The following is a 16,149-nucleotide window of genomic DNA, read 5'->3' as shown; positions in this document are numbered from 1 at the left end:
TAAAAAGGAGAGCTTAGGCTCTCCTTTTGCAACTAAAAAACAGCGTATTATTTGCTTAAATCTAGCATTAGTTTGTTTAAACGACTCACAAAACCGGCAGGATCTTTTAAGCTACCGCGCTCGGCAAGCAACGCTTGATCAAGGAGTACTTCTGACCACTGGGCAAACTTTTCTTCATCTTGTAACTCATTTAGATGAGTAACAAGTTGATGCTCAGGGTTTAATTCAAAGATTGGCTGAGATTCGGGCATGGCTTGGCCTACTGATGCCATTAATTTCGCCATCTGAGAACTCATATCGTTTTCATCTGTCACTACACATGCAGGTGAATCAGTGAGTCGATGAGTAAAACGTACTTCTTTGACTTTATCAGCTAATACTGTTTTAACACGCTCAATTAAACCTTCGACCGCTTTTTCTGATTTTTCTTGCTCTTGCTTGTCTTGTTCATCATCAAGCTTACCTAAGTCAAGATCACCACGGGTTACTGAGCTTAGTTGCTTACCATCAAACTCAGTTAAGTGGCTCATCATCCACTCATCAACCCGATCTGAAAGCAACAAGACTTCAATACCTTTCTTGCGGAAGATCTCTAAATGCGGTGAGTTTTTCGCAGCGCCAAAGCTATCAGCTACCACGTAGTAAATTTTTTCTTGGCCCTCTTTCATACGAGAGATATAGCTTTCAAGCGAAACAGTTTGCGTACTTTCATTTGAATCAGTTGAAGCAAAACGTAATAACTTGGCAATGGCTTCTTTATTCGCCATATCTTCGGCTGGGCCTTCTTTGATCACTTGACCAAATTCATCCCAAAATGTTTGATACTCTTCTGGGCGGTTTTTACCCATACGCTCAAGCATTTTTAATACACGCGACGTACAGCCTTTACGGATCGCTTGGGTGACTTTGTTATCTTGTAAAATTTCACGCGACACGTTAAGTGGTAAGTCATTCGAATCTAATAAGCCTTTTACAAAACGTAAGTAGCTTGGCATAAATTGTTCGGCATCATCCATAATGAAAACACGTTGTACATACAGTTTTAAGCCACTTTGACGTTCACGATTCCATAAATCGAATGGCGCTTTTTTAGGGATATACAATAAGCTGGTGTATTCTGTTTTACCTTCAACTTTGTTGTGTGCCCAAGATAAAGGCTCTTCCCAATCATGGCTCACATGCTTATAAAACTCTTTGTATTCTTCATCGGAGACTTCTGATTTATCACGCGTCCACAGCGCCGTTGCTTTGTTGATTGCTTGCCATTCACCTGGTACTGCTGGAATTTTTTCTCCATCAGGACCGTCTGACTCAGGTGTTTCGTCTTGCCACATTTCAACAGGAATTGAGATATGATCAGAATATTTAGTTATGATGCTTTTCAAACGGAAATTATCAGCAAACTCGGTTTCTTCTTCGCGAAGATGTAAAATAATTTCTGTACCGCGAGTTTCTTTTTCTACTTCTTCGAGGGTGTATTCACCTTCACCTTGTGAGTGCCATTCAATCGCTTTATCTTCACCCGCTTTACGCGTGCGAACTGTTACTGACTCTGCCACGATAAATGCCGAATAAAAACCCACACCAAATTGGCCTATTAACTGTGAATCTTTTGCCTGATCACCGGTTAAATTTTTGAAAAATTCAGCAGTGCCTGATTTGGCGATAGTGCCTAACGAGCTAATGACCTCATCACGGGTCATACCAATGCCATTATCAGAAATAGTCACTGTCTTTTTATCTTTGTCAGCGCTAACACGTACTTTTAAGTCAGCATCACCTTGATATAAATCACCATTTGATAAAGCTAAAAAGCGTAGTTTATCTGCAGCATCTGAAGCGTTTGACACTAATTCACGTAGAAAGATTTCTTTGTTTGAATAAAGTGAGTGGATCATTAGGTTCAAAAGTTGCTTTACTTCGGTTTGAAAGCCTAATGTTTCTTTTTGAGTTGCTGTCATTGCGTTCTCCATTTAAATGCGATAACCAAGTGGATATGCACTGTATATGGGGGTTGCGAAACAGACTTCAAGGGGATTTTAAAATTCTGTACACAGAAAATATAAAAAGCCAGCTGGAAAGCTGGCTATTTAATTTACTTTCAGCATGTTCGCTTAGTCCACAGCGACCACTTTTCTACCATTGAAGGCATGAGCTAGTGTTTTACCATCGACCAAATCAAGCTCACCACCTACCGGGACCCCGTGGGCAATCCGAGAGGCTGAGATTTGATACTTTTGACACAACTCTGCAATAAAATGCGCCGTAGTTTCACCCTCGACAGTCGGGTTCGTGGCTAATATCACTTCTTGGATATCGCCTTTTACAAACTGGCGTTCGAGCTCATCAAGGCCTATTTCATTTGGGCCAATACCATCAAGCGGAGACAAATGCCCCATTAGAACAAAATACCGGCCTGAAAACTGCGCAGTTTGTTCTATCGCCAACACATCAGAGGGCGATTCAACAACACACAGTAAACCAGAATCAATCCGTTTCGGGTTTTGACAAAGTTCGCAGATCGGCTCTTCACAAAAAGTCCGACATGTTTGGCAATGTCCTACTTTCTCCATGGCATGGGTCAATGCATGACCAAGCTGAGTTCCTCCCTCGCGATCCCTTTCTAAAAGGTGAAAAGCGATACGTTGCGCAGATTTAGGGCCTATGCCGGGTAAACAGCGTAGGCTACTGATTAATTGAGTCAAGTTTGCTGAAAGTTTCATAAAATGCTCTTAGAACGGCATTTTGAAGCCTGGTGGCATTTGCATTCCACCGGTCACTTTCGCCATACGCTCTTTGCTTTGTTCTTCCACTCGGCGCACGGCATCATTTACCGCTGCAGCGAGTAAATCTTCAATCATGTCTTTGTCGTCTTCCATTAAGCTTTCATCCAGCTCAACACGGCGTACATTGTGATTACCTAACATGGTGACTTTAACAAGGCCTGCACCAGACTCTCCAACGACTTCCATATTAGCGATTTCATCTTGGGCCTTTTGCATGCGATCTTGCATTTGCTGCGCCTGCTTCATTAGGTTACCCATTCCACCTTTCATCATAATTTGTTCTCTCTTTATCTAAGTTTGATCTGGCCAAGATAATCACTTCGTCTGTGGATTACAATGCCCGGATACTATTTTCATCAATACTCGCTGTAAAACGCTGCTGAAATTCGACCGTGATAGGGTCTTCCTCAATCACTTGCTTTGCATGATGCCAACGCTTTTCATCTAAGTCTTGCTGAATACGGTATGGTGTGTTTTCAACATTGTCGATAAAGTCTACCTGCAATGCGATCGGACTTTCAAGGACGTGACTTAAAGACTGCGTTAATTGCTCACGCATTATTTGGCTATCTAAGTGCTGCTGAATGACGTCAATATGTAAATAAACCTGATTTTCATTCCGTTGGTAAGTGCCATGCAGAGCAAATTGACGTATCCGCCCACCTAAAGCCATATTTTCGATCAATTGTGCCCAATGATCTTGCTGATGTGCAAATCGAATGGACGTCAAAGGGCTAATAAATCCCTCTGGGGTCTCGATCACTTCTGGTTCATCTTCTTCTGGCTCGGGTTTTTGTTCACTAATTTGAACAAGTAACTCTGGCGCTAAATTAGCCGGATCCATTACATGGCGAGATTTTAAGTCAGCTCTTTTTTTCACTACAGGTTGCTGGGTTACTACAACTCGCTCTATTTGCTCTTGGCCCCCTTGATGGGGCTCAGTCTTTTTTACCTCTGGTGTCACCTGTCGTTGAGGAGTTTCAATACTTTCAGGCTGCATGCTGTGGAGCTGCCCTGTACCTGACACATTTCGGTTGCGTAAAATAGCCGCTATCGCCGACTGTGCACCTGACATTTGACTTTCAAGCTGTTCAGCTGAATTTTTACCTGTTGCAAGTAAACTATCTGTGGACTCTGTATCAGTCGCGGTTTCAGCTGAACCATCCGCAGTATTGTCAACACTACAAGAATCACCTTGCATTAACGGCTCGAGTACTAAGTCATCAGCTTGAGGCACCAGCTCCGATTGCGGTTTTATCACAGTAGCTTCTTGTTCTTCTAAAAAGGGCCGTTGCTGAACAAACTGTTGCTCTGACGCAGCTCGTATCGCATCTGCTTGACCCATGACATCAGTAAACTGACTTGCGAGCTCCGAATTATCCACCTCGCTTGTTAAGGGATCGCTGGGCGTAATGTGTGAACGGGTCAGTTCTGTAGAAGGCATTTCAAATACTGGTGTACTTGCGGGTGAACTCTTATCTAATGCTGATTCAGGAGGAAGTTTCGGGCTATCTGCACTGGATGATTTCGCTAAAAGTTGTCGAATATTACTCATTGCGCCAGATGAACCCGATGGGGCTTCGGAAGCTGCAGCGACATGATTCTCTGTTGGAGATGGTTGAAAAGCTAATAGTCTTAGCAACACCATTTCCAAACCTAAACGCTCATCGGGTGCCCACTGTAAGTCTTTTTTACCGCCTAACAGGAGTTGATAGTAAATTTGAAGCTGTTGCGATGAAATAAGTTGACTCATTTCGTGAATAAATGGGCTATCTTCATCACTCAAGGATGCGGCTTCTGGCACCAATTTCGACAATAGCAACAAATGTGTCAAACTCAATAAATCATCGAGTACAGACTTACTATTTGCATTTTGTTTTGCTAAATCAGCGACTAATTCTAAAAGCTGCGCGCCTTCGTTCGCGACTATACTCAGCAATAGACGTTTTGCCCAGCTGCCATCCATCAAGCCAAGCATCGCTTTAACTTGACCGGACATGACTTGACCATTTGTCTGTGCAATAGCTTGATCGGTTAAACTAAGTGCATCACGCATACTCCCGTCCGCAGCTTTTGCTAACAAAGCCAAAGCTTGCTCATCAAATGCAATCTGCTCTTGCTCAAGCACGTGCTTGAGCTGGGCGCCAATTTCAGTGCGCGATAATGCACTTAAATTAAATTGTAAACAACGCGATAAAATCGTGACAGGTAACTTTTGTGGATCGGTGGTGGCGAGCAAAAACTTAACGTGTTCAGGCGGCTCCTCAAGTGTTTTAAGCAAGGCATTAAAGCTATGCTTTGAGAGCATATGCACCTCATCGATTAAATACACTTTATAACGACCACGAGTCGGTGCATATTGCACGTTATCGAGTATTTCTCGGGTATCTTCGACTTTAGTACGTGATGCCGCATCAATCTCTAATAAATCGATATAACGCCCCGCTTCAATATCTTGGCAGGCACTACACACTCCGCAAGGCGTGGCAGTAATGCCGAGTTCACAATTGAGACTTTTAGCAAAGATCCTTGCGATGGTGGTTTTCCCCACGCCACGTGTACCAGTAAACAAATATGCATGGTGCAAGCGTTGTTGGGTTAGCGCATTGATTAATGCTTGTTTAACATGCGTTTGCCCCACTAACTGGTGGAAATTTTGTGGTCGCCATTTACGTGCAAGGACCTGATAACTCATGGCTTATTCGCCTTCAAACTCAACTAATTTCAAAATATTGATGCCTAATTTTTCAATACGTTGCTCTCCACCTAACTCAGGCAAAGACACAACAAATGCTGCATCAGAGGCATGACCACCTAAACGCTCAACTAATTTATAGGTCGCTTCTATCGTACCACCCGTAGCTAATAAGTCATCCACTAATAACACTTTGTCACCAGCAACAATGGCATCAGTGTGGATCTCGAGAACATCTTCACCGTATTCTAGTTGATACGCTTGACTAATCACTTCTCTGGGCAATTTCCCTGGCTTACGCACTGGAATAAATGGGATCCCTAACGCAACAGCCAAAGGTGCGCCAAAGATAAAACCACGCGACTCTGTACCTATGATTTTGGTAAAACCTTGATCTTTATAGGCTGCAATAAATAAATTTGTAACTGCTTGGAAAGCTTTAGGATCTGCAATTAAGCTCGTAACATCACGAAACATGATGCCCGCTTTAGGATAATCAGGAACAGTGGCGATGCTGTTTTTAATATAGTCTAAGGTAGACTGTGACATGTTAATTTTCTCATTCTTTACTAAAGGGCAATTATACAAATTTTCTGCCAAATAGGCAGCTTTGAATAATTTTTGGCATTAAAAAAGGCCGCCTAAGCAGCCTATGGATGCGATGATATTATGCAGATAATACCTTAACCCATCCTAGTATCCCATTCAAACAACCAATGACTGCAAAAACAATCAAAAATGCTAAAAAGTATTTAACATTAAATGGGTCTTTAAATTCACCTTTATGTGCCATTACGACTACCTCTAGATTAAACACGACTACGCGGGCGCAATAATAGAGCAAGCGACGAGGTTAATAAAGACGATAACTCATTTTTTCTAGCGGGTGACGATAATTTGTCTTGCTCCTAAGTCAGTGATTATGGCCTTAGCACCTTGTAATATCACCTCAATACTCAGATGGGTCGCTTGATGGTGGATCTGGCTAACCACTTGATCTAACGCCAACCCCGGGTGCTGCTCAATAATTTGTAGTAACAATGCCGTCATAACATTAATAGCAATAAATTGGATGTCATCCTGATCATCGCGATAAACCACAATATAATTACCTTGCTCAACTATATCAGGGCTAGAATTACTTTCACTGATAAACTGCACGGGATATTGATAACTCAAGTTCCACGCTAAATGACTTAAAAACAAAGGTGTTTTGTGCAAATTGCTTTCGTGGAGTAATTTCTCAGTGACATCCTCTTCTTCGATTGACAGTGCTAATTCAACCCACTCGTAATGGGCTAGTTCGAGTAAATAAACTGGATCGTTTTCTGTCTGCTGATAGCTTTGTGAAAGGAAATCTAAAAACTCTTGGGCGATATGTAAAAAGTATGGGGACTCACATTGATGCAGCTTAAAAAACTGGCGCACTATTTCGAGCCACTGATCGTGAGAATACAATGATTTCAAAACCGGGAAACCTGAGCTAATAAACCCTTCGATATTATTAAAAAACAAATCTCGGTAAATAGCCATACGGCGATCTTCGATACCATCAGGTACTGAATGATTTTGGGGATCACGAATATGTGCCATAAATTGTTGTTGAGTATGTTGGAAATTGCTCATTACACTTGCTCTAACTGACTGGCGGCTGATTGAGTTTTTCTTATTTTATTCACTTCTTCTAAAAGTTCATTGATTGTCGGTAAATTAAAGTCCCTTTCCAACAAAGTCGGGAATATACCATGATGCTGATACGCTTGAGTTAATAATTGCCAGACAGGCTCAATCACATCATCACCATGTGTATCAATAATCAAGTCTTCTGCTTCATTATAATGACCAGCGATATGCCCATACGCAATACGCTGACTTGGTAATGCTTTTAAAAACGTCGTCGCATCGTAGCCATGATTAATAGAATTTACATAAATATTATTCACATCTAGTAATAAATCACAGTCAGACAACTCAAGCACTAGATTTGTAAAATCAATTTCGGACATTTTTTGATCTGGAGCTGCATAATACGAAACATTTTCCACAGCAATGCGCTGTTCTAAAATGTCCTGTACTAACTTTATTCGATCAGCGACGTAGTGAGCAGATTCCTCAGAGAATGGGATCGGCATCAAATCATACATATGGCCATTGCCTGAACAGTAACTCAAATGCTCGCTGTAGATTTTAATATCATGTTGCTTAAAAAACACTTTTAGCTGTTTTACAAAGTTGATATCTATAGGATCAGGTGATCCGAGTGATAAAGATAATCCGTGACAAACGAACGAATTTTGCTCTGTGAGCGCTCTGAACTGTTTTCCGAATTTCCCCCCCAATACGAGCCAGTTTTCAGGGGCGACCTCTAAAAAATCAGGACCATTATCGACTAACGCCAACATGTCATCGAGCATTTCTCGTCTCAAACCTAGCCCTGCATGACCAATCGAATTTACTTTACTCACATCAACACCTAGCACAAACAAAAAATATATGGCCAGTTAAACTGGCCAAATTGAGCGTGAAAATTATGGGCTTATTTCATACCACCACATTTACCTTCACCGCACTTACCTTCTTTGTGAGCTTTTTTAGCTTCGCCACATTTACCTTCACCACACTTTCCTTCTTTGTGGGCTTTTTTAGCTTCGCCACATTTGCCTTCACCGCACTTGCCTTCTTTGTGGGCTTTTTTAGCTTCGCCACATTTGCCTTCACCGCATTTTCCTTCTTTGTGGGCTTTTTTAGCTTCGCCACATTTACCTTCACCGCACTTACCTTCTTTGTGGGCTTTTTTAGCTTCGCCACATTTGCCTTCACCGCACTTGCCTTCTTTGTGGGCTTTTTTAGCTTCGCCACATTTGCCTTCACCGCACTTGCCTTCTTTGTGGGCTTTTTTAGCTTCGCCACATTTACCTTCACCGCACTTGCCTTCTTTTTCAGACTTTTTGGCTTCACCACATTTGCCTTCGCCGCATTTACCTTCTTCAGCATCAAGTTGATAACCACTAACCATTGCTGACATTACGAATGGATTCGCTTCAGCATTAACAGAAGTTAATGCTGATGAACCAATAACAACTGCACCTAAAGTTAAAGCGACTGAATTTTTTTTCAAGTTTTTCATAACGGACTCTCTTGTTGTTAATACTGCATAATTAAGCTGACTTACTAAATAAGACCAGCAAGGTTTTTATTTTATTTCATAGTTTTTTATTTTATTTATAAACAAGCATAAAACTATGATATTAAATACTATTTTTTTCAAGTGAATTGATAAATTAGTGATTAAACTTATTAATATTCAATCTACTAAAAATAAAAACGCGACATACTGCTATCTCTAAACGGCTTAGGTATAATGCGCCCTCTTTTTTATTGATAGCACATAGAAACTATGAAGTTAATTTTAGCCCCGATGGAAGGTGTCGTGGATTTTCAGATGCGCCAATTTCTAACTGGTTTAGGTGGATTTGATCTATGTGTCACTGAATTTATTCGTATCGTCGACCAATTGCTGCCTTCTCGGGTTTTTTTCCGTTATTGTCCTGAGCTCCATCAAGAGGGAAAAACTCACTCTGGTACACCTGTACGTATTCAGCTTTTAGGACAAGAACCACACTGGCTCGCCGAAAACGCAGTAAGAGCAATTGAGCTCGGATCTCATGGGGTAGACTTAAACTTCGGATGCCCTGCTAAAGCGGTAAACAAAAGCCGTGGCGGTGCTGTGTTACTCAAAGATCCTGAAATCATCCATGCGATCGTCAAATCTGTTAGAGAAGCCGTTGATCCTGCCCATGAAGTAACGGCAAAAGTTCGTCTAGGATTTGATGATGACAGTTTAAGCCAAGAAATTTTTGATGCTGTGGCCAGCGCAAATGCTACAAGTATCGCCATCCATGCTCGTACTAAGAAAGATGGCTACCGCCCCCCAGCCTATTGGGAAAAAATCAAGCCCCTGAAAGCACGAACAAATTTACATGTTGTCGCAAATGGTGAAGTTTGGTCTGTTGACGACTACCATAGATGTAAGCAGCGCAGCGGCTGTAGCGATGTAATGCTTGGTCGAGGTGCACTAGCGCAACCCGATTTGGCCAAAGAAATCGCTATGAGCAATGCGGCTCAGCCATATCAAGCTCTCGAATGGAAAAGCTTACTGACACAAATTATAGAATCAGGTATGCATAGTTGCGGTGATAAAAATAGTCAATATTTTGCATCGCGAACAAAACAATGGTTAGCCTATCTAAAATTGACATACCCTGGAGCTGTGAGCTTATTTGAAGCGATTAAGCGTCATCACGATAACACGACTGTTCTTGAGATAGTAAAAGGTCATGCTAATATCGGCTAAGTTGATTCAAATCATGCTGAATTAAATCTTCACCTCCTATACTCCATTTTATAATATAGGAGGTGCCACATGGCTCATGCGTTAAACTCATTAAAAGCACATTTAATAGTACAATTAAATCGCATCCAGCAAGACTTACTTGAGTGTCTTGCCAATTCAACCATTTCAGCTGAGAGAAACTTGGCGCAGATGCTGCGAACCCACCCACAAACAAGCTGGGTAGAATTATTAGAGTATAATGTCTCACCCGATCATAGTGATCTCGTCAGTGAATTAACACAAGTTGAAGCTGCATTATGCCAATTTGATATTGGTCAATATGGCTACTGTGCCGATTGTGAAGAACCCATCCCAATTAAAGATCTAAAGAAAAATCCAACAAAGCAACGTTGTCGACACTGCGAACGTTAAAGATATAAGTGAGCTGCAGGTGCCATCAAAACAGCTGGTTGCAGCACAATAAACTGTATTACTGACTTCGCATGTTGCTGATCAAATTCCAGTTCACTCATCAAAAATTGTTCTGCGTGTTGATAAGACCAAGATTGGTAATGAATCCCTAGATCAACATTAGCCAATACAAGTGCGACTTTTCGGTGGGCAGGCGTCAAACTTGTAATGTTTATTTCTTTAAATGCAGCAACGACATCAACATAATTGGTGCGCCAATCTAGCCCTTCGTGTGTAATGGGAGCATTGAAGAAGTGGAGTAATTCATTAATACTTAACCCATTTTTTTGATGAGAAAAAAACTGAGACCATTTGATTAATTGGCTCTCAGGCCCTTCATTTAATGCTGAGACTATACTATTTAACCAGTGGTTAGGGCTCTTAGAATAACCGGAATAATAATTTAGTTTTGCTTGATACCAACTCGAGCCATTTGGCTGTTGGGAGATACTCAGTGCTGATCTTGGCCTATAATTAGATAAAAATGCATTAAAATGTACTAACTGCTCTTTTAGTTGTGAAGTTGACTGTTGAACGTCATTAGTTATTTCAAGCTGTTGTAAGATGGTCGCAGCAAAATCATTGAGTTGACTAAGCTCAATACGATTCAAGGTGAGTCTATCGTTTCGATTCTGCATCAATGTATTTTCGACGAACTCTAGCCAATGTTGAGCTTTAGAGTTCAGTAACTCAAATTCACTTCCTCGTTGATTCTTTAATAGCGGTAGTAAAACATTTACTATTGGCGGCCAAGGATAAAACCTTTCTGCAAAACGTTCTTCAATTATCAAGTATTCCAATTGCTTTTGAATTAAAGGGCTATGAGCAAATTGTTGTAATTGTTTATACAATTGGTGGCGTGTTTCAAGGTATTGCTCGTTAAATGGCAAGGGAGTATTAACAAGCTGCTTCTTTTCAACTTCTAACAACCAGTTATTATTGAGTTTTAAACGTTCGATTACCTGTGCTTTAGAATCGGTGGTGTTTGACACAGGCTCAGAACAGCCTACTAAATTAAATATGATTAATATTGATAATAACAGAGTAATTTTAGACAAGTTCATCTAACCTTAAAGTGTGAAAACAGCATGAGAGGTAGCAAAATGATTTTTTCGTTTCAAAATGCATCATTTCGAGATCATGACACAGGATTATACAATCAAGCATATTTTATGGAAGTATTTAACCGAGAATGGCATCGATTAATTCGCGATCAAGATTCGCTTACTGTGATGTTAGTTAATCCTCATGTAAATCTAATAGATGAACAACAAAAAATTCTATTCATTGAACTTGCAAAAATTCTTAAACTTCAAACATACCGGAGCACTGATTTGGTTTGTCGCTTTAATGATAGCTATTTTGCTTTAGGGTTATTTGGATTAGATCAAGATGGGACTAATGTAATAATTGAAAGGATTCAAGGGGCTATTAAATTGGCTTTAGATGAAAGCTTTGGGGCAGTCAATATTTGTTATGGTGCAGTTAATGTACATCCTAATGATACTGTTAACATAGAGGAGTTTTTTAAAGAAACTGTCGAAGTGCTTCATGCTGCCGAGCTCAATGGTGTCAATAGCTATAAAATTACTACCTACACAGAACATTAGATTTTAGGTAAAAAAAAGCCCCTTCCGGGGCTTTTTTAAAACAAAATTAAATCTTCACACCTTTACGAGCTGCTTTGTCTTTAATAAATACAGACCAGCCTTGCGCAAATTTACGTGTTGAAGGGTCTTCCATTGCTTTTTTAATTGCAGCGTAAGCTTGCTTATACTTTTCTTGGTGATAATAGGCTTCAGCCAAATCAGTATAAGTTGTCCCTTCTTTCTTAGTGCCTAGCTCAAGAGCTTTGTTTAACGCTGATACAGATTGCGCATACTTCTCAGTTCTAAGAAGAATTGAACCTGCTTTGCGATAAAGTTCAGCGTCATTTTCAAACGCCCCCGCTTCTTGATAATACTTAGCAGCTTTAGAAATTTCTTTTGCTTGATGGAAGTAACTAGCCATTGCATTAATATTGTCTTTATTACGCTTAACTTTGTCATCTTTCAATGCCTTTTCAAGCGTTAAACCCGCTTTCCAAGGAATATCGTTAAGTGAATAAAGGCTCGCTAAAATACGATAGTCAGTTTCTGAGTCAAAGTAATCATTTTTATAAGCGATTTCCATAGTAGAAAGACCTTTTTTATAATCTTCTACTTGCATATAGAAACGACCTAATAAAGTCCAAGACTTTGGCTTATCTGGCCAAGTTTTTAAAACTTCTTCGGCTACTTTGACAGCACTTTTAAAGTCTTTTAACTCACTGTATGCACCAATCTTCATATCAAAAGCCTGTTTATTTGGCTCTTTATTTCTAAGAAGATCAATAGTGCGATCAGCAGGAGCAATAACTTGCTTATACTCTTTTAACTCATAATGCACATTGGCAATACGAAGATAAACTTGTGGATCTTCTTCACCAGTGAAGTCGATCCAACCTAAGTATAATGCTTTAGCTTCTTTATACCTTTTATTACTAAGATAAATATCACCTAAAGTACGCATTGACTGTGCATGATCTTTAAAGTTCAAAGCATCTGCATCAATGGCCAATTTTAAATGTTTAGAAGCTAAATCATACTTCTCGATCTGAGCGTACATCTGACCAAGATAATTGTTTACCGTAGCGGCATCAAATTTATCAGAAGGATCTAGCTCAGCAAGAATAGCAATTGCACCTGGAATATCTTGTGGCTCGGCTTGGAATAGTTCAAAAGCTTTCATCACTTTTTTACCTACTCGCTCACCCATCACTTGAGTCTTTGCTTTTTTGCGCTTTTCAATTTCTTCGTAATTAGGCTTGGCTAATACAGAAGTTGTTGTTAAGCCACCACCAAGAGAAATAAGCAGTGCAAGAGCTGTTACTTTAGATAAGTTTTTCATTCCATTCCTCCTTAATTAATCTTGGTTAAGTTTAAAGTCAAGCTGTACTTGTAAACCAGGCTGTTTGATAGGTTTACCATCAACAATCTTAGGTTTGTACTTCCACTTCGACAGTGCGCGTCTCGCTTCACGGTCGAATAGACGTTTCGGTTCTGCTGCAATAACTTCAATGTCATCAACACCGCCTAGCTCGTTGATTGTAAATGAAAGTTGAACCCAACCTTCTTTACCATCACGCGCTGCTTGTGGTGGGTACTTAGGTTCGATACGAACTATCGGAGTCGCATCTCCATCACGGCCAAAGGCACCAGGGCCAGATAAACCTGTAGATGGACCACCCAAGTTAATTGATGGCATATTAAATGTTAAGCCAGCATTTGGATTACTATTTTCCGGCTGAGGCGGCTGCGGTTTAGGCGGCTGCTTCGGCGGTGGTGGCGGCGGCGGCGGAACGCGCTTTCGCTGCTGCACCTTGGATTCAGGCGGATTCGTCATAATTTCGACTATAATCTGCTCTTGTTCATTTTGTGCGCGATCTGCTCCACCGGAGATAAGATACGCCATGAAAAAGAACAAGCCGAAAGTAACTGCCCCACCTGCTAAAAGTGAAAACAGAAAACGAATCATCACTGGTCTCCAGCTATTGATATTCTTAAGTCACCAGTAGCTTTAATTGCATCCATTACTTTTACAACAACACCATGTTTTGCTTCTTTATCCGCTTGGATAATAACAACATCAGTAGGTTGCTCTGCAAGTAAACTTTCAATTTTAGCTGCTACACGCTCAACATCGACTTGTTGCTTGTCAATCCAAATCTCACCGTTGTCACGAATGGCAACGAAGATATTTGCATTTTTTTGCTTGCTAGCCTGAGCTGCCTTAGGTTTATTGACTTCAATACCCGCTTCTTTCACGAATGATGTCGTCACGATAAAGAAAATCAGCATGATAAATACGATGTCTAGCATCGGTGTCATATCTACTGCTGCGTCTTCGTCTTCACGGAAACGTTGTTTACGTGCCATATTAAACTCTCTCTCTAGTGATGAGGCAAACTATCTACAAGTTTTGCTTTAGCGACTTTAGCCTTGGCTTCAAGACGAGTACTAAAGAAAACACCAGATAATGCCGCAACCATTCCAGCCATTGTCGGGATAGTAGCCATTGAAATACCAGCTGCCATTAATCGTGCGTTACCTGTACCTTGATTAGCCATCGTTTCGAAAACAGCAATCATACCGGTTACAGTGCCAAGCAGACCAATTAAAGGACAGATAGCAACTAAGGTTTTTATCAACAACATACGCTGATTTAATTTTTCAGCCGCGTCAGAAATCCATGCATCACGGATTCTGTGTGCATACCAGGAAGTTGTATCCTGGCGGGCGTCCCAACTTGCAATAATCGATTTTCTCATACGAGGAAATTCTGCAGTTAAGAACCAATAACGCTCAATCATTAATACCCACATAAGAAAGAGTGCTATTGCGACCACATAAAGAACTTGGCCGCCTGTTGCCACAAAATCCCTGACAGATTCCCAAAGCTCTATCAGGAATAGCATTAGGCTTTCTCCTTCTCCGCGTGAGCAGCGATGATGCCTGCACTTTGTTCTTCAAGAACGTGAACAATTGACTTGCTACGACCGTGAACAACAGCGTGGAATAAAATTAATGGTAATGCGGCGATCAAACCTAATGCAGTTGTTACAAGTGCCATAGAGATTGAACCAGCCATGATCTTAGGATCACCAGTACCAAATAACGTAATTTGTTGGAACGTATCGATCATACCAACAACTGTACCTAGTAGACCTAGTAACGGTGCAATTGCAGCGAAAATCTTGATGATGTTAATACCCGCTTCAATACGTGGTGTTTCACGTAGAATCGCTTCATCTAATTTAAGCTCTAGATTTTCAACATCTTGGTGTTTATTGTCATGGTAAACTTTTAAGATACGGCCAAGCGGATTGTTTTCGTTAGCAGCACCTGGGTTTTTAAGTTGAGCTTTCATTTTGCTTGATACTAAAGAAAGGTCAATTAAACGCACTAACGCGATAATGAAACCAATTACTAGTAAAACAGCAATGATGTAACCCACTTCACCACCTTGATGGAAGCGATCTTCAGGAGTTGCTTTTTGCGTGTTGAGACGCAAGATTGAACCACGAGTTGGATCTACGAAGAAACCAACGTAGCTACCAGCTGAAGCAGAACGTAATTCGTTTGCTGCATCGGTAATGAACGCATCAGGTTGACGACCTAGCGGCTGAACCTGTTTTGTTTCAGGGTGATAAATTAAATAACCATCTTCACTAATCAAGTTAAAAGTACCGATACGTGTTACAGATTTAACACTAGTAGCACCGTCAAGCTGTGCAACTTCAACATCAAAAGTAGACACTTTTGCTGACTCAGTCATTTCAGTTTGAAGACCAATCCATAACTCTTCTAGTTCACGAGTTGTTGGAAGTTCTTTAGCTGCAGCTAATGAACGAAGTACTTCATCACGGTTAGGGAATTGAGCACTTACTACAGATGCTTCAATTGAACCAATTGTTTCAGCTGCTGCACGACGTACAACACCAAACATCTCACCTAACGTTCCTTTCGCTGTTTCAAGCTCAGTTTCTTTAGCTGCTAGAGTTAGCTCATTTTGCGCATATTGCTTTTTAAGCTGCTCACCGCGTGCTTTTTCAGCTGCAAGTTCACGTTTACCTTTATTTAATAAAGCTTGTTTATCAGAACGTGCAGATAAAAACTCTTGCTCACGTTGCTGATTAATTTTGCCTTCAGAAATACGCTCTTTTTTAACTTGATCTAAGATTTTATCTAGTTCAGCTGTATTAGCGTGAGCATTTAACGCAGCGCCTGCAGAAACAGATAACGCTGCAGCGACAGCAAAACCTTTAAAAAGTTTCTTCATTAATA

Annotated in this window: 18 protein-coding genes; 3 read left to right on the top strand and 15 right to left on the bottom strand. The window is 40.6% G+C overall.

All coding sequences use genetic code 11. The annotated features are described in order from the left end of the window. Positions 1–47: 47 nt before the first annotated feature. The 9 genes from htpG to AC3KVK_RS05955 all read right to left on the bottom strand — a co-directional run bounded on the left by htpG (position 48) and on the right by AC3KVK_RS05955 (position 8,608). Complete coding sequence (htpG, locus tag AC3KVK_RS05995) at positions 48–1,961, bottom strand: molecular chaperone HtpG (RefSeq protein WP_490313659.1); 1,914 nt, start codon at positions 1,959–1,961, stop codon at positions 48–50. A 153-nt stretch (positions 1,962–2,114) separates the two neighbouring features. Beyond that, positions 2,115–2,723 carry a recombination mediator RecR gene (gene recR, locus AC3KVK_RS05990; protein WP_490313660.1) on the bottom strand — a complete coding sequence of 203 codons (609 nt, stop codon included), beginning with the start codon at positions 2,721–2,723 and terminating at the stop codon, positions 2,115–2,117. 9 nt (positions 2,724–2,732) lie between these two features. Beyond that, complete coding sequence (locus AC3KVK_RS05985; protein ID WP_490313661.1) at positions 2,733–3,059, bottom strand: YbaB/EbfC family nucleoid-associated protein; 327 nt, start codon at positions 3,057–3,059, stop codon at positions 2,733–2,735. Positions 3,060–3,117: 58 nt separating this feature from the next. Further along, positions 3,118–5,481 (bottom strand): DNA polymerase III subunit gamma/tau, encoded by a 2,364-nt coding sequence (dnaX, locus tag AC3KVK_RS05980; protein ID WP_490313662.1) that lies wholly within the window; start codon positions 5,479–5,481, stop codon positions 3,118–3,120. Positions 5,482–5,484: 3 nt separating this feature from the next. After that, positions 5,485–6,030 carry an adenine phosphoribosyltransferase gene (apt, locus tag AC3KVK_RS05975; RefSeq protein WP_490313663.1) on the bottom strand — a complete coding sequence of 182 codons (546 nt, stop codon included), beginning with the start codon at positions 6,028–6,030 and terminating at the stop codon, positions 5,485–5,487. A 118-nt stretch (positions 6,031–6,148) separates the two neighbouring features. Next, entirely contained in the window at positions 6,149–6,274 is a 126-nt protein-coding gene (locus AC3KVK_RS05970; RefSeq protein ID WP_490313664.1) for a hypothetical protein, read from the bottom strand. Between the two features lie 86 nt (positions 6,275–6,360). Next, a complete protein-coding gene (locus AC3KVK_RS05965) occupies positions 6,361–7,107 on the bottom strand; it encodes an HvfC family RiPP maturation protein (protein ID WP_490313665.1) in 747 nt (248 codons plus the stop codon). Beyond that, a complete protein-coding gene (locus tag AC3KVK_RS05960; RefSeq protein WP_490313667.1) occupies positions 7,107–7,946 on the bottom strand; it encodes an HvfB family MNIO-type RiPP peptide maturase in 840 nt (279 codons plus the stop codon). Before AC3KVK_RS05960 ends, AC3KVK_RS05965 begins: the two co-directional genes overlap by 1 nt. A 71-nt stretch (positions 7,947–8,017) precedes the next feature. Continuing rightward, positions 8,018–8,608: an HvfA family oxazolone/thioamide-modified RiPP metallophore gene (locus AC3KVK_RS05955; RefSeq protein WP_518526930.1), complete on the bottom strand. Its 591-nt coding sequence runs from the start codon at positions 8,606–8,608 to the stop codon at positions 8,018–8,020. 270 nt (positions 8,609–8,878) lie between these two features. Between AC3KVK_RS05955 and AC3KVK_RS05950 the strand changes: the two genes are divergently transcribed. Together AC3KVK_RS05950 and AC3KVK_RS05945 are read left to right on the top strand one after the other, a co-directional pair. Then, positions 8,879–9,835, top strand: coding sequence for a tRNA-dihydrouridine synthase (locus AC3KVK_RS05950; RefSeq protein ID WP_490313439.1), 957 nt, complete (start codon positions 8,879–8,881; stop codon positions 9,833–9,835). Between the two features lie 69 nt (positions 9,836–9,904). Next, the gene (locus AC3KVK_RS05945; protein WP_490313440.1) at positions 9,905–10,246 is read left to right on the top strand and encodes a TraR/DksA family transcriptional regulator; all 342 of its coding nucleotides are present in this window, start codon (positions 9,905–9,907) and stop codon (positions 10,244–10,246) included. On the opposite strand, the gene AC3KVK_RS05940 is transcribed toward AC3KVK_RS05945, so the two are convergent. Next, entirely contained in the window at positions 10,243–11,343 is a 1,101-nt protein-coding gene (locus tag AC3KVK_RS05940; RefSeq protein ID WP_490313441.1) for a hypothetical protein, read from the bottom strand. The two genes, AC3KVK_RS05945 and AC3KVK_RS05940, sit on opposite strands and share 4 nt — an antisense overlap. A 45-nt stretch (positions 11,344–11,388) precedes the next feature. Here AC3KVK_RS05940 and AC3KVK_RS05935 point away from each other — a divergent pair, with 45 nt between their 5' ends. Then, positions 11,389–11,895 carry a diguanylate cyclase domain-containing protein gene (locus tag AC3KVK_RS05935; RefSeq protein ID WP_490313442.1) on the top strand — a complete coding sequence of 169 codons (507 nt, stop codon included), beginning with the start codon at positions 11,389–11,391 and terminating at the stop codon, positions 11,893–11,895. A 46-nt stretch (positions 11,896–11,941) separates the two neighbouring features. Here AC3KVK_RS05935 and AC3KVK_RS05930 read toward each other — a convergent pair whose 3' ends face one another. Genes AC3KVK_RS05930 through AC3KVK_RS05910 form a run of 5 tightly spaced genes read right to left on the bottom strand, consistent with a single transcriptional unit; the run spans position 11,942 to position 16,144 of the window. Continuing rightward, positions 11,942–13,213, bottom strand: coding sequence for a tetratricopeptide repeat protein (locus AC3KVK_RS05930; protein WP_490313443.1), 1,272 nt, complete (start codon positions 13,211–13,213; stop codon positions 11,942–11,944). 15 nt (positions 13,214–13,228) lie between these two features. Next, positions 13,229–13,840 carry an energy transducer TonB gene (locus AC3KVK_RS05925; protein WP_490313444.1) on the bottom strand — a complete coding sequence of 204 codons (612 nt, stop codon included), beginning with the start codon at positions 13,838–13,840 and terminating at the stop codon, positions 13,229–13,231. Continuing rightward, the gene (locus AC3KVK_RS05920) at positions 13,840–14,241 is read right to left on the bottom strand and encodes an ExbD/TolR family protein (RefSeq protein ID WP_086743668.1); all 402 of its coding nucleotides are present in this window, start codon (positions 14,239–14,241) and stop codon (positions 13,840–13,842) included. Before AC3KVK_RS05920 ends, AC3KVK_RS05925 begins: the two co-directional genes overlap by 1 nt. 14 nt (positions 14,242–14,255) lie before the next feature. After that, on the bottom strand, positions 14,256–14,780 hold the full coding sequence (locus AC3KVK_RS05915; protein ID WP_086743669.1) for a MotA/TolQ/ExbB proton channel family protein: 525 nt from the start codon (positions 14,778–14,780) through the stop codon (positions 14,256–14,258). Beyond that, positions 14,780–16,144: a MotA/TolQ/ExbB proton channel family protein gene (locus tag AC3KVK_RS05910; RefSeq protein ID WP_490313445.1), complete on the bottom strand. Its 1,365-nt coding sequence runs from the start codon at positions 16,142–16,144 to the stop codon at positions 14,780–14,782. The genes AC3KVK_RS05915 and AC3KVK_RS05910 overlap by 1 nt, the downstream gene beginning before the upstream one ends. Between the last annotated feature and the right edge of the window lie 5 nt (positions 16,145–16,149).

This window comes from Pseudoalteromonas sp. J2K-J979 (assembly GCF_058169715.2).
This window is presented reverse-complemented; position numbering and strand designations above follow the sequence as displayed.